17 protein-coding genes and 2 tRNA genes are annotated in these 21774 nt (G+C 57.0%); 8 read left to right on the top strand and 11 right to left on the bottom strand.

Annotation, left to right across the window (positions count from 1 at the left end):
• Positions 1-31 precede the first annotated feature (31 nt).
• The gene (locus ACO0LO_RS27110) at positions 32-1975 is read right to left on the bottom strand and encodes a M61 family metallopeptidase (protein ID WP_422969335.1); all 1944 of its coding nucleotides are present in this window, start codon (positions 1973-1975) and stop codon (positions 32-34) included.
• A gap of 162 nt (positions 1976-2137) precedes the next feature.
• Positions 2138-2593, bottom strand: a complete 456-nt coding sequence (locus tag ACO0LO_RS27105; RefSeq protein WP_422969333.1) for a DUF3429 domain-containing protein — start codon at positions 2591-2593, stop codon at positions 2138-2140.
• Positions 2594-2933: 340 nt separating this feature from the next.
• On the opposite strand from ACO0LO_RS27105, the gene ACO0LO_RS27100 reads away from it, so the two are divergent.
• Positions 2934-6896, top strand: a complete 3963-nt coding sequence (locus ACO0LO_RS27100; protein WP_422969331.1) for a PAS domain S-box protein — start codon at positions 2934-2936, stop codon at positions 6894-6896.
• Positions 6897-6917: 21 nt separating this feature from the next.
• Here ACO0LO_RS27100 and ACO0LO_RS27095 read toward each other — a convergent pair whose 3' ends face one another.
• The 3 genes from ACO0LO_RS27095 to ACO0LO_RS27085 form a co-directional block, all read right to left on the bottom strand.
• Entirely contained in the window at positions 6918-7499 is a 582-nt protein-coding gene (locus ACO0LO_RS27095) for a nucleotidyltransferase family protein (RefSeq protein ID WP_422969329.1), read from the bottom strand.
• Positions 7500-7536: 37 nt separating this feature from the next.
• On the bottom strand, positions 7537-8256 hold the full coding sequence (locus ACO0LO_RS27090) for a DsbC family protein (RefSeq protein ID WP_422969327.1): 720 nt from the start codon (positions 8254-8256) through the stop codon (positions 7537-7539).
• A 152-nt stretch (positions 8257-8408) separates the two neighbouring features.
• Complete coding sequence (locus ACO0LO_RS27085; protein ID WP_422969325.1) at positions 8409-9605, bottom strand: UbiH/UbiF family hydroxylase; 1197 nt, start codon at positions 9603-9605, stop codon at positions 8409-8411.
• 242 nt (positions 9606-9847) lie between these two features.
• On the opposite strand from ACO0LO_RS27085, the gene ACO0LO_RS27080 reads away from it, so the two are divergent.
• Both ACO0LO_RS27080 and ACO0LO_RS27075 read left to right on the top strand, forming a co-directional pair.
• Positions 9848-9923, top strand: a tRNA-Phe gene (locus tag ACO0LO_RS27080).
• A 138-nt stretch (positions 9924-10061) separates the two neighbouring features.
• Positions 10062-10397: a hypothetical protein gene (locus tag ACO0LO_RS27075; protein ID WP_422969324.1), complete on the top strand. Its 336-nt coding sequence runs from the start codon at positions 10062-10064 to the stop codon at positions 10395-10397.
• 299 nt (positions 10398-10696) lie between these two features.
• Here ACO0LO_RS27075 and ACO0LO_RS27070 read toward each other — a convergent pair whose 3' ends face one another.
• Both ACO0LO_RS27070 and ACO0LO_RS27065 read right to left on the bottom strand, forming a co-directional pair.
• Complete coding sequence (locus ACO0LO_RS27070) at positions 10697-10954, bottom strand: hypothetical protein (RefSeq protein WP_422969322.1); 258 nt, start codon at positions 10952-10954, stop codon at positions 10697-10699.
• Entirely contained in the window at positions 10951-11583 is a 633-nt protein-coding gene (locus ACO0LO_RS27065) for a TetR/AcrR family transcriptional regulator (RefSeq protein WP_422969320.1), read from the bottom strand. The genes ACO0LO_RS27070 and ACO0LO_RS27065 overlap by 4 nt, the downstream gene beginning before the upstream one ends.
• A 126-nt stretch (positions 11584-11709) precedes the next feature.
• Between ACO0LO_RS27065 and ACO0LO_RS27060 the strand changes: the two genes are divergently transcribed.
• The 5 genes from ACO0LO_RS27060 (at position 11710) to ACO0LO_RS27040 (ending at position 15155) form a co-directional block, all read left to right on the top strand.
• On the top strand, positions 11710-12669 hold the full coding sequence (locus tag ACO0LO_RS27060; RefSeq protein WP_422969318.1) for an SDR family NAD(P)-dependent oxidoreductase: 960 nt from the start codon (positions 11710-11712) through the stop codon (positions 12667-12669).
• 214 nt (positions 12670-12883) lie between these two features.
• The gene (locus ACO0LO_RS27055; RefSeq protein ID WP_422969316.1) at positions 12884-13630 is read left to right on the top strand and encodes an SDR family oxidoreductase; all 747 of its coding nucleotides are present in this window, start codon (positions 12884-12886) and stop codon (positions 13628-13630) included.
• Positions 13631-13672: 42 nt separating this feature from the next.
• Complete coding sequence (locus tag ACO0LO_RS27050; protein WP_422969314.1) at positions 13673-14419, top strand: SDR family NAD(P)-dependent oxidoreductase; 747 nt, start codon at positions 13673-13675, stop codon at positions 14417-14419.
• Positions 14420-14454: 35 nt separating this feature from the next.
• Positions 14455-14685, top strand: a complete 231-nt coding sequence (locus ACO0LO_RS27045) for a hypothetical protein (RefSeq protein WP_422969312.1) — start codon at positions 14455-14457, stop codon at positions 14683-14685.
• A gap of 396 nt (positions 14686-15081) precedes the next feature.
• Positions 15082-15155 (top strand) — tRNA-Phe (locus ACO0LO_RS27040).
• Positions 15156-15268: 113 nt separating this feature from the next.
• Here the strand turns inward: ACO0LO_RS27040 and ACO0LO_RS27035 are convergent.
• The 4 genes from ACO0LO_RS27035 to ACO0LO_RS27020 form a co-directional block, all read right to left on the bottom strand.
• Positions 15269-16813 carry a cryptochrome/photolyase family protein gene (locus ACO0LO_RS27035; RefSeq protein WP_422969310.1) on the bottom strand — a complete coding sequence of 515 codons (1545 nt, stop codon included), beginning with the start codon at positions 16811-16813 and terminating at the stop codon, positions 15269-15271.
• 373 nt (positions 16814-17186) lie between these two features.
• Entirely contained in the window at positions 17187-18887 is a 1701-nt protein-coding gene (locus tag ACO0LO_RS27030; protein WP_422969308.1) for a methyl-accepting chemotaxis protein, read from the bottom strand.
• A 95-nt stretch (positions 18888-18982) separates the two neighbouring features.
• Positions 18983-20398 (bottom strand): MFS transporter, encoded by a 1416-nt coding sequence (locus tag ACO0LO_RS27025; protein WP_422969306.1) that lies wholly within the window; start codon positions 20396-20398, stop codon positions 18983-18985.
• A gap of 410 nt (positions 20399-20808) precedes the next feature.
• The gene (locus ACO0LO_RS27020; protein ID WP_422969304.1) at positions 20809-21516 is read right to left on the bottom strand and encodes an SDR family NAD(P)-dependent oxidoreductase; all 708 of its coding nucleotides are present in this window, start codon (positions 21514-21516) and stop codon (positions 20809-20811) included.
• Positions 21517-21774: the final 258 nt, after the last annotated feature.

The raw sequence follows: 21774 nt of genomic DNA, 5'->3' as shown, positions 1-21774 counted from the left end.
GGGTGCGGCTTTTACTTTGGTGCACGCCGGATCAGCCCTTGCGCGCCTTTGTAAAGGTGGGGCGATAGGCCTGCAAGGGAAAGGCCTTCTGTTTTGCCCCTGCCTTTTCGGGACCTTTTACTACGAACTGAAGCGCGGGTACATCGTCAGCCTGCAACTTCGCATCCACGGTGAACAGTTCATCACGGCGGAATGCATGGATCTCTACGCTAGTTCCGACGGTATAGCGTGCCAGCGCACTGGCGAGTCCGTCTGCTGCATCGGCCGCAGTAACGCGTAAACCGTTGACAGCCACCAGTACGTCCCCTGCTGACAAGCCGGCACGATGCGCCGCCCGGCCTTCAAAGACGCTGGCAAGCCTGGCATCTCCGCCTTCTTTCACCACGCGCACACCGAGTCCGGGTTTCGACGCAATACGCTTGTCTTCCAATGTCACGCCAAAATCCGCATACAGCGTCGCCAGCGGCAGATCTTCCGTGCCGCGCACATAGCGGTCAAAGAAGCGCTTCAGCTTCAGTCCTGTCACTTCTTCCACCAGCGCTTCTATTGCATTCTCGGGCAGGCCCTGCTGCTTGCCTGACAAGGCTTTCTGGTAAAAATCGCGGCCATAGGCCTGCCACAGCGCGCGCATGACATCATCCAGCGATTTCTTGCCGCCGGTTTCTGCACGTATCGTCAGGTCCAGCCCCAATGCAACCAGCGAGCCCTTGGTATAATAGCTGACGATGGCATTCGGCGAATTTTCATCCTGGCGGTAGTATTTGGTCCATGCATCGAAACTGGACTCCGCCACGCTTTGCTTGCTGCGGCCCGAACCGCGCGTCACCGCATTGACGGTCTTGGAAATCAGCTTGAAGTAAGCCGCTTCGTCAATGACGCCGGAACGCACCAGCATCAGGTCGTCGTAGTAACTGGTGAAGCCTTCAAACAGCCACAGCAGGCTGGTGTAATTCTCGCGCTGCAGATCATAGCTGGCGAATACCGCCGGCTTGATGCGCTTGACATTCCAGGTATGGAAATATTCGTGGCTGCACAGACCAAGGAAATTGCGGTAAGCATCGCTCATCTCAGGCTGGTGCTTCAGCGGCAAATCATTGCGTGAGCAGACCAGCGCCGTGGATGCCCGATGTTCCAGGCCGCCGTAGCCGTCCCCGACCACCATCGTCATGAACACATAGCGCTCCATCGGCGCGCGCCTGCTGCGCGGCTCGAAAAGCGCAATCTGCGATTCGCAGATTTTTTTCAGATCGACGGCAATACGCGGCAGATCCAAATTGGGCACTTTGCCGGTCACGACAAAATCATGCGGCACGCCGCAAGCCTCGAAACTGACCAGCGCAAACGTGCCCATCTCCACAGGATGATCAATCAGCGCGTCATAATTTTCTGCAATATAGGTGCCGAAGCCGTAACGCCTGGCTTTCAGTTCCGGCAGGGATGTTGCCACGCGCCAGGCCTTGCAAGCCTCATCATCGGCACGCTGGATATCAACGACGTGCGCAGATGACTCCTGACCCACAACCCGCAGGAAAACGCTGGTGCCATTGAAGAAACCGTGGTTCTGGTCCAAGTGCGCCGCGCGTACCGAAAGATCCCACGCATAGACTTCGTATTCCACCGTCAGCGGGCCGGCACATGGCGCGGCCTGCCAGCTATCCTTGTCTATCTTCTTCAGTGCAATCTTTTTGCCACCGCTCTGCGCGCTGATGCTGACAATATGCCGCGCAAACTCGCGCACCATGTAGCTGCCGGGGATCCACGCGGGCAAAGCGAAAATCTGTCCTTCAGAATCGGGCGCCGCCACCTGCAGGCTCACCTGGAACAGGTGTCCCGCCAGGTCTTTGGGGACAATAGCGTATTGCACAGGATGGGTTGCTGGACTGACGGACTGCGCGGAGCGGCTGCTGGATGTATTTGTATTGCCATGCGGGCTTTTGGCCTTTGCTGCCATCTTGGGTTGCAAGATTTTTTTCATGCTGAACATTCTTTCTGTAGAGACTATTCTTGGAAGCTGTCGCAAAAACTACGCTGGCGTTGTTGTTTCTCCCAGCCAGCCTGAATTTGCAACGACTTCTTATTTCTTATTGCACTATGATCTGTTCAAATACTTGCCTGCATTGCTCCGGCAGGCCTTACCTTATTGGCGCAGGTTCGCGGCGATGAAGGTAAACGCCAGCGCAGTCACCACGACGCAGGTCAGCCGGAAGCGCAGCACGGCAAACCAGTCGGGCAAATTGTATCCCTGGTACAGTTTTTTATCGACGCGGTACAGCACGACAAAACCGACGATCTGCACCAGGAAACCCAGGCCGGGATCCACCGTCATCGCACACCATGCGACCAGGCTGGGCAGCACGCCCCACAGCAGCGCCTGCCTGATTTCTTCGGAGGGCTTGTTGGGCGACATCAGCGCGATCCCCCATTGCAGGCCGCCGCGGAAAGCCAGGATGGCAATGCCATAGGCCAGTTGCGCCTTGATCAGGTAGGGTAGCCAATCGGGATGAAACAGCCAGCACGCCAAACTAAGGAAAACAAAAGGAATCAGGCCGGAAAAACCCAATTGGTTTGCCAGGCGCTTGTTAATAAAATCCATGTCTGAGGCTGATAGGTTATTTGAGACGAATGCGGGATAGGTTGATACTTTTTTTATAACCCACGATATCGATCGATGCCGCAAGTTCTAGTGCAGAACAATAATTCGCTGCTATTTTATGGGGAAACCCGACTATTAGATATATTCAGCTGTCCTATACGCAATATATACACAATAAAAAACGTTTTTCTTTATCCAAAAAGCGTCACCCTGCTTTAAAAGCAGACTAATTTCCTTTTCGGAAACACAATAAAAGCGTAATCTGTCACCAGGGAGATGGCCGCGCAGACTTTAAAGGTTCCCACCTCGTTTTCGCCTGATGTTGAAGTCCTATAAAAAAATGACATCGAATCACACGCTGCAAAAATTCCGTCAGTTGTTTACCAGCATGGCCAGAGTATTCTGCTGTGCAGTATTTCTGCTGATGTTTGCCGGAGCAGCCCGCGCAGAAACCGGCGAACAGGCCAGCCAGACTGCCGGTGCCCGCTTGCCTCTGGCGGTGATGCTGGTGTCCTACCATGCCGGCCTTTCCTGGAGCGACGACCAGGTGGAAGGCGTCAAACAGGCGCTTGCGAACGAAGCAATCGACCTGCGCATCGAATACATGGATACGCGCCATGTAGCGCCCACCGCCGCCTACTATGCGCAGCTGGAACAGCTGCTGCTGGACAAATATGCCGGCACGCCCCCGGCCGTCTTGCTGGCCAGCGATGACAATGCGCTGGACCTTGCCTTGCAACTGAGGCAGGCGCACTTTCCCGGCATTCCCATCCTCTTCAGCGGCATAGGCAGCAACCGCGGCGACAGCCTGAAGCAATCCGCCCGAGTGGCGGGAGTGTTCGACAATGTCGACGTCAACAAGAACATAGGCCTGCTGACCCGGCTGCGGCCGCAAACCACAAGGCTGCTATTCATCCATGACGACAGCCGCACCAGCCGCATCCAGCTGGAAGAGGTGCAGAAAATAGCACCGAACTGGCCGCAATTCAGGTTTGAATATCTGGGCGGCATGACGGTGAAGGCCTTGCAACAAAAACTCTCCAGCCTGGGCGACAGCGACATGGTGTTCATGCTGTCGTTTGCGCGCGACGCAGACGACAGGGTATTCAGCCCCAGCGAGGCTACCGACATGTGGGCTGCAGCGGCCAATGCCCCGCTGGTGGCGCAACGCGACATTGAAATGCGGCCGGGCGTGCTGGGCGGCTTCCTGGTAACCGGGCGGCATCAGGGCAAGATACTGGGAGACCTGGCCGTCAAATGGCTGCACGGCACGCCGGTGGAACAGCTGCCCCTGCTGGAAAGCGCCACGGCGCCGACCTTTGACTACGCGATGCTGCAGCGCTGGAAGATAGACGCCGCCAGCCTGCCTGCCGACAGCATCATCCTCAACAAGCCTGCACCTTTTTTTGACACCTCCAGCCCCTTCTTCAGCCTGACGCTGTCCATGCTGATCAGCCTGATGGTGATCATTGCATTGCTGCTCTTCCTGCTGCAGACAAAAAAACGCAGCCAGCTCGCCTTGCGGGAAAGTGAAAAAAATTACCGCGAGCTATTCAATTCCAGCAACGAAGCGATCTTCATCCATGACATGCACAATGGCGCGATCATCGACGTGAATGCCCGCTTCACCGCGCTGTACGGCTACCCGCGCAGCGCCGTCCCTAGCCTACAGATAGAAGACCTGAGCTCCAATGTCGCCCCCTACACGCGCGCAGATGCCTGGGCCTGGCTGCTGAAGGCCCGCGATGAAGGGCCGCAGCTTTTCGAATGGAACGCCAAGCACCAGGACGGTACCTTGTTCTGGGCCGAGGTTTCGCTGCACCTGGAAGACATCAACGGCAGCCGGCGCATCGTTGCTTCTGCGCGCGACGTGACCGAACGGAAACGCGCGGTAGCGCGCGCCAATGCGCTGGAATATCACATGCAGCAGGTTTTCCAGAACCTGCCCGTGGCGCTGTTTGCCGTTGATGAATCGCACAGGGTCACGCAGTGGAACACGCTGATGGAAAACATCACCGGCGTACCGTGCGCAGAAATGCTGGGCCGCAGCGAGGCCTGGCGCGGTTTTTATCCAACGGCCCGCGCCACGCTGGCCGATATGGTGCTGGACGGCGCCAACCTCGACGACCTCAAGAAACTGTACAGCGGCGATATTACCAATAGCAAGGTATTACAGGGCGCGGTAGAAGCGGAAAACATGTTCTACCGGACGGATGGTCCTGCGATATGGGTGCACATTACCTCCGTGGCTTTGCGGGACGAATCCGGCACGCTGGTTGGTGCACTGGAAACCATGGTCGACATCAATGAACGCAAGGTGGCCGAACTGGCCTTGCGAGAAAGCGAATTCAGGCTGCGCGCCTTCATCGACAATACACCGTCCATCGTCTACATGAAGGATCTGCAGGGCAAGTACGTGATGGTCAACGACAAATTCAGGCACGTGTTCGATGTGACCGACGATGATCTGCTGGACAAAACGGACCACGGCATCTTGCCTCAGGAAACGGCTGACGTCATTCGGCAGACGGACCTGGAAATGCTACAGCTGAAGGCGCCCATCACGCGGGAAGAAAAGATCGAACAAGACGGCATGGTCTATGAATACCTGTCGATAAAATTTCCCATTTTCGGCGCCAAGGGAGAAGTTGCCTATATCGCCGGCATTTCCACGGATATCACCGAACGCAAGAAAATCGAGGCCGCGCTACAGGCCAGCGAGGCCAGCTACCGCACGCTGATAGAACATGCGCCCGAGGCCATCCTGGTTTTCGACGTCCAGGATAATTCACGCATCATCGAACTTAACCGCCATGCAGTGCAGCTTTACGGCTACGGACAGGCCGAACTGCTGGGAAAAACACCGGTAGAGCTGAGCCGCCCCGTGCAGGCCGATGGCCGCAGCGCGGTAACGGCGGCAGCCGAATATATAAACCAGGCGCTGAGCGGCGTGGAAACCCGCTTTGAATGGATCAGCAGGCATGCCGACGGGCACGACATTCCCTGCGAAGTACAACTGGTCCGCCTGCCTGGAAAGAACAATGAAGTCCACGTGCGCGGCAGCGTCACCGACATTACAGAACGCAAGGCCGCCCAGGCGGTGATACTACGCGAACGCAATTTCCTGCAGGCGCTGCTGGAAGCGATCCCCATTCCCATCTTTTACAAAAACCGGGCCGGCATCTACGTAGGATGCAATGAGGCCTTCCTGACCATCATGCGGCTGAAACGGGAAGACATCATCGGCAGGGAGTTGACCGACTGGCTGCCGCAGAACCTGGCCCAGATCTACCTGGATAAAGACAAGGAACTGTATGTCGGAGACGGCCGGCAGGTGTTTGAAAAACTGATCAACCAGCACCTGGGTGACCCGCGTCACATCGTTTTCCACCGCGCGGTATTCAAGGACATGGAGGGCAATATAGGCGGCGTCATCGGCGTCATGCTGGACGTGACCGAACTGCAAAATACCCGCATTGCGCTGGAAGAGCTGAACCATGTGCTGGAAAGCCGTGTTACCGAGCGCACCTCCGAGTTGCAGCAGGCCATGAAGCACCTGATACAGTCGGAGAAACTGGCGGCGCTGGGCAACCTAGTGGCGGGCATCGCGCATGAGCTGAACACGCCTATCGGCAACATCGTCACCGTGGCTTCCACGCTGAAAGATGAGACTTCCACCTTCAACAGGAAGCTCAGCGACGGCAGCATGCGCCGTAGCGAAGCACTGGCATCGGCAGCGCTGATGCAGCAGGCGGGGGAGATGATAGAAACCAATGCCGTACGCAGCGCGAAGCTGATTTCCGACTTCAAGCAGGTAGCGGTGGACCAGTCCAGCGCCCGGCGCCGCACTTTCGACCTGAAAGACACGATAGAAGAAGTGCTGACGACGCTACACCCCATGCTGAAACGCACCACGCACCAGATCGCCATCCATATTTCTGAAAAGATCGAGCTGGACAGCTACCCCGGCCCCATAGAACAGATCATCACCAACCTGATCACCAACTCGCTATTGCACGGCCTGGACGACAGCGGCGGCCTGATCAGCATTTCCGCCCATACGGAAAACAGCATCGTCGTCCTGGAATACAGCGACAACGGCAAGGGCATGAGCGAAGATACGCTGGCCCAGATCTTTGATCCCTTCTACACCACCAAGCTGGGCCAGGGCGGCAGCGGACTGGGGCTGTATATCGTGTACAACCTGGTCAATGGCGTATTGGGTGGAAAAATCAGCGCTACCAGCAGCCCCGGCGCGGGCGCGCATTTTCACATGCGGCTGCCACGGACGGCCGCCGCCTGAACCGCAGAGAATGAATAAAACCTACTCCAGATCGGAAGGCAGGTCGATATCGCGGTGTATGCCAGCATCGTCCACATCCACCTCGGTCACCGGATAATGTTTCAGCAGGCTGCGTGCGCCCTGGTCGCCGCTCAGCGCCAGCAACTGCGGCAAATAACTGCTTGAAAAACCCACAGGATTGCCGCGCTTTCCCTCATGCACCGGTAAAACAATACCGGCGCCGGCGCGCAGCGCCTGCAGCATTGCCTGCAAAGTAGATTGCTGCACATAAGGCATATCGCCCAGCGCAATAATCCAGCCGGCGCAATCGCCACCCTGCTGCAAGCCATGAACAAGGGAAGCCGCCATGCCCTGCCCCGCATCGGCACAGGTCTGCACGCGGCAGCCGGCAGCCTGCAATGCATGCTCCAACGCAGGGGTAGCGGGCCGGGTCACGGCCAGCACATCAGGTAAGACAGCCAGGAGATTGCGCGCACTGGCAACCGCCACGGCTTCGCCGGAAGGCAAAACCTGCATCAGTTTATTTTGCACGCCGCTGGCGTCAAAGCGGGAGCCCTTGCCGGCAGCAAGCAGGATTCCCAGCCAATGGCCGGATGCCGTCATGGCGACATCTCCCTATAGCCTGGCATCTGCGATGGTGTTACTTGAGCGAAGCGAGTTTGGCCTCAAAGGTCTTGGCATCGACCGCGCCCGGCATACGGGTGCCGTCGGCAAAGAAAATGGTCGGCGTGCCGGACACATTCAGCTTGCGGCCCAGTTCATAGACCTTGTCATTCGGTGTATTGCAGCTTGCCGCAGCCACAGGCGCGGCTTTGCCGTTCAGCATCCAGTCGTCCCAGGCCTTGCTCTTGTCGGCCGAGCACCAGACATTCTTGGACTTGGTGGCCGAATCTTCCGCAAGGATGTTATACATGAAGGTGTATACCGTGATGTTGTCCACGCCTTGCAGGGTATGGCGGAATTTTTTGCAGAAACCGCAGTTTGGATCTTCAAAGATCGCCACCACGCGCTTGCCGTTTCCCTTCACCATCTTCACCGCAGCATCCAGCGGCAGGTCGGAGAACTTGATCTTGTTCAGGTCCGCTATCCTGTTCTTGGTATAGTCGACGGAAGTTTGAGAATCGATGACGCTGCCGACAAACAGGAATTTTGCCTTTTCATCTGTGTACAAAATTTCGCTGCCTATGCGTACTTCAAACAAACCCGCATACGGCGTCTTCGTCACGGAATCCACCACCACGCCCTCGCCCAGGCGCGGCTCCACCAGTTTTTTGACGGCCGTCTCTTGCGCGGTTTCAGCAAACACGGAGGCCGATACCAGCATCATCAGCGCAGCCAGGATATTCTTTACGTTCATCATGTCATTCCAATAAAAATTCTGCCGGCTTCCATGCCGGACATTCTTGATGCAGGTGCAACGCCCTGCCTATGCTGCAACGATATCAGAAATACCGGACCGCTTCATGCGGGCGCCATTTGCCGATCCATCTGCTGATTCACTACCTTGCCAACTTACTTCCCCATCGCATGACCGATCAGCTTGCGCTTTAAGACCGGCAAATGGTCCAGCAAGTTCAATCCTATTTTGCGCGCCAGCCGCACCGGTTCCAGGTCGGTGCCGAACAAGCGCGCCAGGCCATCTGTGGTCAGCTGCATCAGCAGCACTTCCTCCTTGCGCGCACGCGCATAACGGTTCAGCACACGCCCGTCGCCGCAATCCCGGTGCTCTTCGCGCTGCGCGATGGTATCCAGCAGCGTGCGCACATCGGCAAAGCCGAGGTTCATGCCATGGCCGGCCAAAGGGTGCACCACATGCGCGGCATCTCCTATCAAGGCCACGCGTGGCGCCGTCATCGCATGCGGACGCATCAGGTTCAGCGGAAACGCCCTGACCAGTTCCGGCTGCAAAGGCGTCAGCTCGCCTAGCTGCTGTGCGCAATACGCGGCCAGCCGCGCCGCCAGCGCTGCCGTCGGCTCACGCAGCAGCTCCTGCGCCAGCGCATCCGGCGCCGACCACACCAGCGATACGCGCTGCCCCGGCAAAGGCAACAGCGCAATAATCCCATGCGCTTCGTCAAACCACTGATACGCAACACCGTTGTGCGGCTTCTCGCAGGCAAAGTTGCTGACCACACCCTGCTGCCCGTATGGCCGGTAATCCAGGCCGATTTCGCATTGCCCACGCACCCAGGACTGCGCCCCGTCCGCACCCACCACCAGCGCTGCACTGAGACTGTCGCCATTTTCCAGCTGCACTCTAGCTTCGTCCGCATCCACCCTCAACTCAGTCGCGCGGCCAGCCACAATGCTTACATTCTGCGCAAACTTCAATGCGCTATCCAGCGCCTGGTTCAGGTTGCGGTCTTCCACGATCCAGGCCAGGCTGTCCGTATGGGCGCCATAGGCATCAAAATTCAACTTGCCGGCGGCCGACGACGCATCGCCATATACCTGCATCGCCTCCACCGGCGCCACCCGCTCCGCATCCAGTGCCCCCCACACCTTGAGGCCGGACAGCAGACGCTGCGCCACATGGTTCAGCGCATACACACGCACGTCCCAATCCTCGGACCGCACCGCAGGCGTGGCACCCGGCGGGCTCAGCAGGCTGACACGCAAACCCGCCTGGGAAAATCCCAGCGCCGCCGCCTTGCCGACCGCACCGTTACCTACAATGCAAACGTCGCTGTGATTAGTGTTCTTGGGCATAAGGGCTCGAAAGGAAGGGCGTGAACGAAAGGATAGATACAAGGGCAAATGCAGGCAAAGTCATGCCATCATTATACGGCAGTGCCCACCGCCGACAGCAGCCCGGAGGCCATGCGCTACGCGCGAGACAGGACTGAAATCCGACAAAAATTGGTCTTTCATCAAGCAATATGGCATGCACGTGAAATTTCTTAAGAAAAAACTTGCATAACGCACCTCGGATCGCTATACTTCTTCGTCTTGGCCTGGTAGCTCAGTCGGTAGAGCAGAGGATTGAAAATCCTTGTGTCGGTGGTTCGATTCCGCCCCGGGCCACCAAGAATAATAAAATGAATCAAGGGCTTACAGTGATGTAAGCCCTTTTTCTTTGCGCCCTCGGTTCTACAATTTTGGATTACGTTCTACAATTATTCCCGTTTTGATTCCAATATGCTGTGAAGTTCATAGGGGTTTCAGATGAAATTGCAAAATAAGAAATTGCGCAATAAGAATATAAACCGCCCCTCCACGAAGGCGTATGACCGCCTAGCCAAAGCTCAATCAATAGCAGCAATTGCAGCCTCTATCGCGATACCGTTAATACTTGCGGTGTTCGGCTTCCTTGTCCAACAACAGTTGGCTTCCCACGGGTTAAAAAAGGATTATGTTCAGATCGCGACTAATATTTTGAAGGAAAATCCAAGCCTGCAAGATAAAGAACTAAGGAAATGGGCTGTCCAGGTTCTCGATCAAAATTCTGTAATACCATTTTCAGCAAACCTTAAGCGAGTTTGGAGAAGGGCAACCCGGTAATCTTGGATAGATACATATTCCCTTCAGCACCGCCGCCCTGCATGGACCCCGCCCAAAGAAATAAAGCTATTCGACCTCATAAAGTCGAAAATCAAAGGTCAAGTATTGGACATAGGTGACCCCACTGTATTTGTAAAAGCTCTCCTTAAAGAAACGGAAACCGCTGCAATCAACACCGCGGCCTTAAAGCGTCTTCAACGCTGGGTAATTCTGAGTAAGGAAATATCAGACAAATACAATGAGTCAATAAATACACACGACTCTGGAGCGAAAGCCAAAACCGGTTCGTAGTATCGAAATTATTTTAACGTACAACAGTGTGCGCTAATTATTTGAGGAGAGATGATTTCAACAGACGTTGGAGGGGCTTCAGGCGCTGCCCTTGAAGCGCCAAAAACCGTAAGCGCTTTTGCGCGCAGCGACGACGGTTGCACCGCGTTCTTGTTGTAGGATTTCGCCATCGCATGGGCCTTGAGTGTCTCCGGCAACTGTCCCACGGTATCGAGCCAACGTTCCAGATGCGGGAACGGATCGACGCCTCCTCCATCCAGCATCAAACTTCTCGCTTCGCATTTCCAAGTCGCGGCAGAAGGACCAATTCCGCCGCTTCTGCGGCGTCATTGAGGAGCGTCTTCCGCGGCGCGCCCATCTGCGCACGCATGGTCAGACCACGGGAAAGGTCGAGAACCTGACTCGCGCGCGCGGCGACGGGAAAGTCAGACTGGATTTCTCCTGTGCTGATCCCATCGCAGAAACGGCGCTCCACGAGTGCCAGGCCGGCAGCCACGGCGTCCTGCAGGAACTGCCGGACCTCAGCATCGTCGACGAGCGGCGCAACGCACAACAGAAGACACCCAGGGGCCGATCCTTCCGCGGTCGCACTTTCTACGGCGTGCTTCAGGAAGCCGACGAGCGAGTCGCGAAGACTCGGCGGCGAGAAGAGCGCCTGCGCAGCGCGAGCGCCCTTCGCTTCAGCATACGCCCTAAGGGCGCGCAGGAATATCGTCCGCTTATCCCCGAAGACGGAATATAGGGTTGGCCGTTTCACACCCATGCCTGCGACGAGATCGTCGATCGTCACGCCGTCGTAACCCTTCGACCGGAACACCTGGGTTGCCTTTTCCAGCGCGTCCCTCTCGTCGAAGCTTCGCGGACGTCCCCGCGGCCTAATGGCATTTTGAGACATTTCAGTTCTAAAATCCTTGACTCTACGTTTACGCCACTATAATATAACTGAACAGTTAAAAAATAACAAGGCCGCCCTTACCTTGCAGGGACTCCTTCAACCTTATTCTTCACTACGGATTCGCCCATGAAATATTCGACCGCTCTCGTCACCGGCGCCACCTCCGGGCTCGGTTATGCGGCAGCCAGCATTCTCGCCGCAGAGGGCTGCCACCAGGTAATCGTCACCGGCCGTAGCCTGGCTCGGGCCCAGGAAACGACCGCTCAGCTCGCGACTGAAACCAAGACCCAGGTCTTCACGCCGCTGGGGCTGGATCTGGAATCGCCGGCCAGCGTTCAGGCCGCCCTCGAAGAGCTTGTCAAGCGAGGTCGGCCGATCGACTTCCTACTTCTCAATGCCGGGATGATCCCTGGCAAGGCGCGCGTGATCACTGCGGCGGGCGTCGAGGCTTCTCAAGCCCCGCTGATCGGCCATCATCAACTGACTGTCGGGTTACTCCGCGCCAACTTGCTAAGCCATGAGGCGCGGATCGTTATCGCCAGTGCGGAACCTGCCCGAGGGGGCGTACCCATGTTCAGCTACACCGACGTGCCGGCCTTCGCGGCCAAGTACTACCGGGGTGACCAAACCGCCGCTGTGGAAGCCCTGATCCGCAACGGGCCGAACGTGAAGTACGTGCCCAACAATGCATATGCCGACGCGAAACTCATTGTCGCTTGGTGGGTCGCGGCACTGGCTCGCCGGCTCCCCTCCGGCATGGGCGTGTACGCCGTGTCGCCCGGTGCCGCGACCGCTACCAATGTTTCGCGACAAGCTAGCCTGGCCGTGAAGTATCTGTTTATCCCAATCGCGAACCTCATTCCCGGCATGAATCAGACGCCGAAGACCGCAGCCCGTCGGTACCTCCAGGCGTCGGAGTTCGGAACCGACATCTCAGGGCAATTCTTCGCCTCGGCTCAAGGGAAGTTCTCCGGCCCAATTGAGGCGCAGCGCCACCCACACCTCCACGATCGCGCCAGCCAAGAAGCCGCGTGGCAGGCCGTCGTCAAGGTCTCCGGCGTCGACTTGTCCAACCGGCACTCTTAAGCTCGGCGTCCTGAAGAAGGGGCGGTCGCGGCGAAATGGACGCGGTCACCAGGATCAGCAGGCGATTGCGGAGTTACATGACGTCCACGGGTCTTACGGTATTCCGAAATAAATAGTTTTTAAAAAAAACTCTAGTCGCGGTCTACCACGCCTATTTTAGTACTAAATAGTTAAAAATAATTAATGCAACCCTAACCTCTCAAGGAGAATACATATGGACCGGTACCAAGATAAAAAGGTGGTGATTATCGGCGGCACGAGCGGCATGGGGCTCGCGACCGCGAAGATGCTTCTCGATGAGGGGGCGAGTGTTCTGGTGACGGGTCGCTCAAAAGCCGGCCTGGAATCGGCACAGAAAGAGCTTGGCACGGGCGCCATCGTTGTTTCGAGCGACGCGCGTTCATTGACGGAAATCGACGCACTCGCCTATCGGGTGAAGGCCGAGTTCGACATCTTCGACCTGCTCTTCGTCAACGCCGGGTTCAGTATTCCAACGCCTCTCGAGAGCGTGACCGAGGCCATCTACGACGAGATGTTCAACCTGAACGCCAAAGGACCGTTTTTCGCGGTCCAGAAGCTCGCACCGATGATCAGTCGGGGAGGCTCCGTCGTCCTCACGACCTCGATCGCCAACGTCAAGGGAATGCCCGGCCAAGCCACATACGGAGCCGCAAAGGCTGCGCTGCGATCATTCGCCCGGGTGCTTGCCGCTGAGCTTCTTCCTCGGGAAATTCGCGTGAACGCGGTGACGCCCGGCCCTATCGACACGGGCATCCTCGACAAGGCGATCCCCGACAAAGATGCGGCCGCCAAGATGAGGGTACATGCGAGCGGGATGGTCCCCATGAAGCGCTTCGGGACGTCGGAGGAAATCGCCAAGGCCGTCCTCTTTCTCGCGTTCGATGCGACCTTCACGACCGGCGCAGAGCTTCCGGTCGATGGCGGTTGGTCGCAAATCTGAACGCGGTGCAGGCCGCACGTTTCACCATACAGGGGGACAATAATGTCTTTATTGAAAAACAAGATTGCCGTCGTCACCGGGGGTAGCAGCGGCATCGGCCTCGCGACCGCAATGAGGTTCGTTGAAGAGGGTGCCTACGTTTTTATCGCCGGCCGCCGGCAGGCCGAGCTCGACAAAGCTGTCGCGGAGATCGGCTCGAACGTCACTAGCGTAAAGATAGACATCGCCAAGCTCGATGACCTCGACCATCTTTACGAGACCGTGGCGAAAAAAGGCAAGATCGATGTGATTTTTGCGGGAGCGGCTTTCGTCGAAAAGACGATGACAGCCGCAGCCACGCCTGAACATTTCGACAAGACCTTCAACACCAACGCTCGCGGCACTTATTTCACCGTTCAAAAGGCGCTGCCTTACTTGAACGATGGTGCTTCCATTATCCTCGTGGCGTCCGCCGGGAAGAACAAAGGCCTTCCAGGCCGCAGCACCTACAGCGCCACCAAGGCAGCGCTCCGGTCATTTGCCCGGACGTGGACTAACGAACTCAAAGAACGGAGGATCAGGACCAACGTGTTGAGTCCTGGCGCGGTCGACACACCAATGTTCGACGACCAGTTCCCATCCAAAGAAGGAGCGGCCGAAGCGAGAAAGCAAATCACTGCGATGACGCCTTTGGCACGTTTGGCGTACCCCGATGAGATCGCCTGCGCTGCTTTGTTCCTTGCCTCGGATCTGAGCAGCTACGTCGCCGGCATTGACCTGCCGGTCGATGGCGGTCTGACGGCTGTCTAGCCCGAACCTCGCGACCACCTTAGGAGGAGTCTCTGATGACACACACAGCGAACCACTCGGTACCAGGGCAGGGCAAGCTTCGCCGCGCCCTCGCGGCCGCCTGGGCTTTCCTACAATCGATGGAGTCCACCAGCTTCGACTATACGCTCGATCGCATCGAACGCTTGGAGCGGGAGGTGGAACGACTGAAAGAGGAAATACGTCAGGGCCGCGATCCGCAGGCAGTCGATGCTCACAACGCGAGCGCCGCTGCATCCGAACAATGACTCGGCCGCTGGCGCATCCCTGAAAGCTTGATTTTGCAAAGATACCGATATGCGTCCCTTCTTGGATTGGCACCGCCAATCCGCACTCCGATAGTGAGGCCTGAAATGCGGATTCTCCTTTGCCAGTCTCTTCGTATGAATCTCAAGAAGGGATGGGGTGACGGCAAAATCGTCGCACCGGAATGATACCTCGCCCCACGCTACCGGACAGGCAGGAAATGGCCGGTCCGTGACCGGTGCTTAGTACAGATTTCGTCGCCGCTGTGACCACAATGCTTGTTGGCGAATGTAGGTATTGGCAGGCAAATTCCCGACGTAATCCACCTGCCGATTTGGTGATGGATTGTATCGGTAACATTTTGTGGATCTTAAGCAGAACGCTGGCGTGACGGATTAGGCATCGCCAGCCAGTCGAAGGCTAGGGATTGAAAATCCTTGTGTCGGTGGTTCGATTCCGCCCCGGGCCGCCAAGAACATGTTTTGGCGATACGCCAACTCTAATGGGTTGGCGTTTTTGTTTCTGAAACAGGGAGCTTTTGCACCCGGCCCATTTTCGATTCTTGAGCCCCTCCCTCTTTCCTCGCTAAATTAAATCCAAATTTTCCAATATCCGTTGCGCTTGCGCCTGGAAGTCCGCGATCGCTGCCTTGTCCATTTTCTCCAACTGCCGATACACCATGCCGATGCGCGGATTCTTCGCTAAAGTAGCCGCATTGCGATGAAAAAAATCCCAATACAGCGCGTTAAACGGGCACGCATGGTCGCCAATCCGAGCTTTTTTATCGTAGTGGCAGCCTTTGCAATAGTCGCTCATGCGGTCGATGTAGGCGGCGCTGGAGACATATGGTTTGGTGGCTAATGCTCCCCCGTCGGCGAATTGACTCATGCCGATGGTATTGGGCAATTCCACCCATTCAAACGCATCGATATAGATGCCCAAATACCAGTGATGCACTTCCACCGGGTCCAGGCCTGCAAGGAGCGAGAAATTCCCGATCACCATCAAGCGTTGAATATGATGCGCGTGTGCCTGATCCAGCGATTGCGTGATCGCGTGGGACACACAATTCATCTTGGTTTTACCATCCCAGAACCACCTCGGGAGAGCGCGCGTGTGACCAAAAAAATTCTTCTGCGCGTACTCGGGCATGCTCGCCCAATAGACACCGCGCACATACTCACGCCATCCCAGTATCTGCCTCACAAAGCCCTCCACAGCGGCCAATGGCGCGCGGCCCTCCTGATATGCCGCCTCCGCTTTGGCAACAACTTCGCGGGGATTCAGCATTTTTACGTTCAACGCAAACGACAGCAGCGAATGAAACAAGCGCCACGCTTTAACACTCATCGCATCTTGAAAATCGCCAAACTGGGGTAAGGCATTGGCGATAAACATATCCAGCTGGTGCAACGCCTCTTCCCGGTTAAGGGCCCATGCCAGCTGATCGGCATTGGGGTTGCCAAAGCTCTTGACGCCCGCATCGACGATGGTCGCCCACAGACCCGAGTGATCATGCAGGGTCCGCGTGTCTTGCGGCTCGGCGGGCGCTCCGCGCCAAGGCTTGCGATTGTCGTGATCGTAGTTCCACTGACCGCCGAGCGGCTTCTTCGAATCGTCCATCAACACTTGATGCTCCAACCGCATCTGGCGGTAGAAGTACTCCATCAACCATTGTTTGCGACCCGTGAAGATATCGGCCGCGTGATTGCGCGTCGTATAAAAATGATCGCTATCGACCATCCGCCATGGGATCGCTGCGCGGCGTCCGTGGTGATATAACTGCTGATCCAGGCGCCATTCATCCGGGGCCTGGTATTCGAATTCGGCAGCTTGGTAATGAGTGGCAAGCGCATCGATATTGGCGCAAATCGCCTGCTGATTGGATGCGTCGTCAATGGCTACATAGTGCACCCTGTGACCGGACTCGCCTAACTGCCGGGCCAGATCGCGCATGGCCGCGAAAATTGCCAGGATTTTTTGGGCGTGGTGCAGGACGTAATCAGTCTCTTGCCGCACTTCCATCAAAACATAGATCGTCGCGTCATCCGTCTCGCGGAACCAGCGATGTTGCAGATTGAGCTGGTCGCCCAGGATCAGTCGGAGCGTGGGTCCGGGATTGCGTTTCATTGCTGTCAAATCATTCTCCGAATACCCTGTTCACCAACGTTGCCCCTCTCGTGCTGGCCCGCCGCGCGCTTGCTGACTGCAAACCCACTCACTCCGGCGCATCAATACAATACTTGAAAATCCTTGGGTCCGTGGTTCGATTTCGCTCCGTGCTACCAAGGAGTTCCATTGCAAGACGCCAAAATTCCCGGGATAGCGTTTTTATTCGCAGGCCGAAATCCGTTTCGTAGCGCCAGGCAAAACGCGCTCACAATGCATGGGCCACAGAAAATCTGTCAAACACGACGTACCTGGCAAATATCGTCGCGCTAGCTAAGATGAGTACCGGGACCAGTATGCTCCCGGCGAGGAGCTTGAACGGGGTTAAAACCCATCAAAATGTTTCCCAACCATCATCGCTGGCGGCATGCGTATGTTCAGCCCGTTTGATAGCATGCAGTTTAAATCCCGAGGGCCTTGCCTGAGCTTTCAATCTCGGCACCGACACGACACCGCGAACAGGAATGGCCGCAGCCTTTACCGGAGCCGCCGTGCTAAGGTGCGCTGCATTGATCTTGAACGTACTGACCAGATCAGCCAGGGTGCCGGCCTGATCCTGCATCGATGACGCGGCAGCGGCGGCCTCCTCCACCAACGCGGAATTCTGTTGGGTCACCATATCCATCTGGGTAATGGCTTGATTTATCTGCTCTATCCCGGCTGCCTGCTCGCGGCCAGCGGCCGTGATCTCACTGATGACATTGCTGACACGCCTGACGCTTGCCACCACCTCATCCATCGTCGCGCCGGCCTGGTTGACCAACTGGCTTCCCGCGTCCACTTGCTCGACTGAATTGGTAATGAGCTCCTTGATTTCTTTCGCCGCGGCGGCTGAACGTTGCGCCAGATTGCGTACCTCGCTTGCTACCACCGCAAATCCGCGCCCTTGTTCGCCGGCTCGCGCGGCCTCCACAGCGGCGTTCAGGGCCAGGATGTTGGTTTGAAACGCAATGCCATCAATGACAGCAATAATATCGACGATCTTTTTTGCGGACTCGTCGATAGAACCCATCGTATGTATGACCTGGGATACTACGGCACCGCCCTTGAGGGCGACATCGGACGCAGAAGCTGCCAATTCGTTGGCCTGCTGGGCATTGGCAGTATTCTGTTTCACGGTACTGGTCAGCTCCTCCATGGAGGATGCGGTTTCTTGCAAGGAACTCGCTTGCTGCTCGGTGCGCGACGATAAATCCAGGTTGCCGCTGGCAATCTGGTCTGAAGCCGCGGCGATGGTATCGGTGCCGGACCGGACCTGGCCAACGATACGGGCCAGACTATCATTCATCTCCTTCAAGGCCAGCAATAATTGCCCGGTCTCATCCTTGGACCTGATCACAATGCTGGAGGTCAAATCACCGGCAGCAACCGTCTGCGCGATTCTCACTGCATCCTTAAGAGACGCAACAAGTTTTCTGGTCAACATCAGGCCCGCGCCTGCAACCACTACAATAACCACAGCGGCAATGCCGACAGCAAGCCACTTGGCGTGGCTCAGCGTTTCGGCAGCCTCTTCGGCAGCCGTCTTGCCAAGCTCGGCATTGTATCGGCGATGCGCATCAATCGCTTCCGCAAGTTTGCTGGTGATGGCCTTGTTGGCAATCGCAAAGTCGCGCGCCTCATCTACCTTATCTTCCTTGGCGAGCGCCTTCACTTTACCTAGAAGCGAGTATAAATTCGCCAGGGCGTCACGGTCAGCTGTCAACAAGGCTTTGTCGTCATCATTGGACAAGTTTTCCTTGTCATATTTGTCAAGCGCTTCAACGACTTCGGCATGCACGCTATTCATCGCATGCTCCGCCTCCACTTTCATGGCGGGGTCTTTCAGTGCAATGTACTGCCAGATCAGCAGGCGTAGCCGCCCAACCGCGCCGGACGCCTTGTCGAGAGCGTGCAAGCTGGGAACGGTATTGACGTTGGCATAATTGGCGCCTTTATAGACCTGCGCCATCTGATAAATCCCCAGACCGGCCAGGCTTGCCAGGCCCAGCACGACAGTTAAAATCAATGCATACAGGCGTTGTGCGATAGTCATTCAATTCCCCTTGTTTATTTTCAAAATCAGTTGCCTGAGCTGCCCTCATCCAGGCTTAAATACCGGTAAATTCAGCGCTATGAGCAGCCCCGACTTCAGACAGCATTTTCCAGCGGAGCCATGCCGGCCCGGCTCCAGAAGGCGGTCGCAGCGGCGACAAGCAGCAGCGCAGCCGAGATGCCCATCACGCAATGCACGCTGCTCGTGATTTCAGCGTTGCTGCCGCCCGCGACAATCGCACCGAAAATGGCGACACCGGTAGCGCCGCCGACCTGGCGCGCCGTGTTCAGCACGGCCGACGCGGTTCCCGCCTGGTGCCGTTCTACGCTGGACAAGATTGATGTCGTCATGGCCGGCACCGCGAAGCCCATGCCGATCGGGACCAGCGCCAGGCCCGGCAACATGTCGAGAAAGCCCGCATGATCCGAGATGCCGAAAATGCCCAGCAGCGCGTAGCCTGAGCAACCGACCAGGGCACCACCCACCATGAGCGCGCGCAGTCCTGTGTGCGCCGACAGGCGGCCGACGACAATGTTGGAAAAGAAGGCCGTCCCGGTCAGCGGCAGGAAGGTCAATCCAGTCTCGATCACCGTATAGCCACGCACTTTTTGCAGATAGAAGCTGAGCACGAAGATCACGCCGTAATAAGTAAAATTGGCGAGCACGCCAAACAGCACGGCGCCCGAAAAGGGCATGCTGTGGAACAGCGCCAACGGCAGCATCGGCGCCCGCGAACGGCTCTCGACCATCAGGAAAACGACGCCGGCGATAACGGCCAGCATAAGGCCGCCTTGCACCACCAGGCTGGAAAAACCCAGTGTGTGGACCTCGATCACCGCGCCAATAAAGCCGATCAGCGCGAGCACCGACAGCAGCTGGCCTGGCAGATCGAAGTGGCGCGCCGGTTCCTTGCTCACCATGCGCGGCACGACGCAATATGTCAGCGCGAAGCCAATCACGCAGATCGGCACATTGACCCAGAAAATGCTGCGCCAGCCCGCCGTCGACAGCAGCAAGCCACCGATCACCGGGCCAGCGGCGATCGATATGCCGCCGGCCGCCGTCCACCAGCCGATCGCCTTGGCCAGCATATTTTTATCGTGGGCATAGGTGGAATTGAGGATGGCCAGCGAGCTGGGCACGAGCAGCGCCGCGCCCACCCCTTGCACAGCCCGCGCCACATTCAACGCCATCGCCGACGGCGCCAGCGCGCAGGCAATGGAGGCCAGCGTAAACAGCGCAAAGCCGCTCAGGAACACGCGCTTCGAGCCGAATTTGTCGCCCATCACGCCGGCCGACAATAGAAAGGCGGCGAAGCCCAGCGTGTAAGCATCAATCACCCACTGCAGGGTGCTGACCTCGGCGCCCAGTTCCGCGCCCATTGTGGGCAGCGCAACGTTGACGATGGTGACGTCCAACTGGACAATGATGAAGGCGAAGCTGCTGGCTAGCAGCACCGCCAGTGACGGCTGCGGCGGCTGCGGCGGCGCCGGGTTTGATGTTGTATGCATATTGTTTTCTATAGACACGCTGAAAAAAAATCCATCTGATCCCGACAACGCCGGTGGCGATGCATGTTTCAGCGTTTCTGGAAGGTGGCCGGCTGCGATGGTTTGACGTCACACGCAATTCGCCCGACGCACAGAAATTTCAGCAAGACAATAGCGCCGCCTTGATTCCGTGAGACCGCCATCGCAACAGCTAATCGGGCACGGGAATGCCCCCTTCATTGAGCGGCACCCGCTGTACGGGCCCATGCAATAGCAGCTGCGGCAGACAAGCTATTGCGGCAAGAGGGATGAAACGCGCGGACTTGGTCTTTGCTACCGGTGAACTGGATGTGAGACATTTCAGTCCGTCTTTAGATGAAGTGTCATGCGGAACCCTTCGCAAGAGCCGGTAAGGGTTCCGTCAGCATCCCTTACCGGCCGGCGCTCTGGCCGCCGTCGACGTGCAGGATTTCTCCCGTAATGAACTCTGCCGTATCCAGGAACACAACAGCGCTGGCAACTTCGCTCGCTTCGCCCATGCGGCCCAGCGGATGGAAGCTGCCCAGCATTTCGTGGTATTCCTCAGCATGCATAGGCGTCTTGGTGACGCCCGGCGCGACGGCATTCACGCGAATGCCTTGCTTGGCGTATTCGATTGCCAGCGCCCTGGTGACGGCGTTGAGGCCACCCTTGGTCATTGCTGCCAGTGCCATATGCGCTCCGCTGATGCCGTTGTCGATACTAGCGGTGACAGTCACCACGTGGCCGCTCGCATGCTTTTCCATTTCGGCGATAGCCAGTTTGGTGATGTGATAGAAGCCCGCCATATTTACGTTCATGACCGCGTTGTAGTCTTCGATGGTGTTCTCGGTGAAAGGCTTGCCGATGTAGATGCCGGCATTGTTCACTAGCGTGTCGATGCGACCAAATCGCGCAATGCCTTCGGAAATAACACGCTGGGCGGTCGCTGGATCACCAATATCACCTGCTACCGTCAGAATGTTCGGGTCCTCCGATGGCTTGATCGACCGCGAAGTCGCGATAACACGGTGGCCGAGCTTGCGAAACGCTTCCACGACTTCAGCGCCTATGCCTTGCGACGCGCCGGTAACGACGACAACCTTTTGTGATGCACTCATGCTTTACTCCAAAATAAGATAGTGGGGTTCAAGGCCGCTCGCACCGATGGCTTCGATGGCGGCACTTATACCCGGCAAGGCCAGCAATCTTCTGGCTACCGATGCGCAAATTTTACGAGTTATGGGTTTTCGCTGAAGCGATAGCTGTGATGATTTTGGGACATTTCCAGTGCATTCCTGGTCACCATCTTTAAATTTCCAGAAACTTATGTATTTGAAATGTCGAACAATTACCACGCAAAGACACGGCCAACTGAA

Source organism: Undibacterium sp. TJN25, from assembly GCF_049339885.1.
Lineage (GTDB): Bacteria > Pseudomonadota > Gammaproteobacteria > Burkholderiales > Burkholderiaceae_D > Undibacterium.
This window is presented reverse-complemented; position numbering and strand designations above follow the sequence as displayed.